Raw genomic sequence first — 1007 nt, 5'->3', positions numbered from 1 at the left:
GACTCGCTGTTTCACGTCGAGTGGCGGCGGCAGTCCGTGGTTTCGGGGGAGCGGGTTCCGGTGGTTGCGTTGGACGCGGTGGGTTCGGGGGAGCGGGTTCCGGCCGTGGTGGTCTGGGAGGCCGGTGTGTCGGTTGCTCGGGCGGGTGGACTTGTGGGTCCTGCGGTGGTGTCTGCGTCGTTGGTCGAGGTGTTGGGGGTGGTGCAGCGGTGGTTGGCTGATGTGCGGTTTGCGGAGTCGCGGTTGGTTGTGGTGACTCGGGGTGCTGTGGCTGTTGGTGGTGGTGTGGTGGATCCGTTGGCTGCGGCGGTGCGGGGTCTGGTGCGTTCGGCGCAGTCGGAGCATCCGGGGCGGTTCGTTCTGGTGGATGTCGATGCCGGTGCGGATGCGGATGCGGATGTGTCTGTGGTGGTGGCGTCGGGTGAGGCTGAGGTGGCGGTGCGGGATGGCGTGGTGTGGGTGCCGCGGTTGTCCCGGGTGGCTGCTGTTTCGGCTGATGTGGTGGTCGCGCCGTGGGGTGTGGGCACGGTTCTGGTGACCGGGGCGTTCGGTGGTCTGGGTCGGGTTGTGGTGCGGCATCTGGTTGAGCGGCATGGTGTGCGGGATCTGTTGTTGGTGTCGCGTCGTGGTCTGGAGGCTGAGGGTGCGGCTGAACTGCGGGCTTCTTTGGGTGTGTTGGGTGCGAGGGTGACGGTGGCTGCGTGTGATGTGGCTGATCGTGATGCGCTGGCCGGGTTGCTTGCGGAGGTCGGTGAGGGTCTGTCGGCGGTGGTGCATGTGGCGGGTGTGCTGGATGACGGGGTTGTCACGTCTCTCACGTCTGAGCGGTTGGAGAAGGTGTTGCGTCCGAAGGTGGGTGCGGCGCTGAATCTGCATGAACTGACGGCTGGTTTGGATCTGTCCGCGTTCGTGCTGTTCTCTTCGGCTTCCGGGGTGTTCGGTGGTCCGGGGCAGGCCAATTATGCTGCGGCGAACGCTTACTTGGATGCGTTGGCTCAGTATCGTCG

General features: G+C 65.6%; 1 protein-coding gene. It reads left to right on the top strand.

Annotation, left to right across the window (positions count from 1 at the left end):
* Nucleotides 1-60 precede the first annotated feature (60 nt).
* On the top strand, nt 61-1007 hold a 947-nt coding region (locus tag ACFYQ5_RS36120), incomplete at its 3' end, for a beta-ketoacyl reductase (RefSeq protein ID WP_389203866.1).

The organism is Streptomyces sp. NPDC005794 (genome assembly GCF_042871445.1).
Taxonomy (GTDB): Bacteria; Actinomycetota; Actinomycetes; order Streptomycetales; family Streptomycetaceae; genus Streptomyces.
Note: the sequence above shows the minus strand (reverse complement) of the source record. Positions and strands in the feature narration are given on the sequence as shown.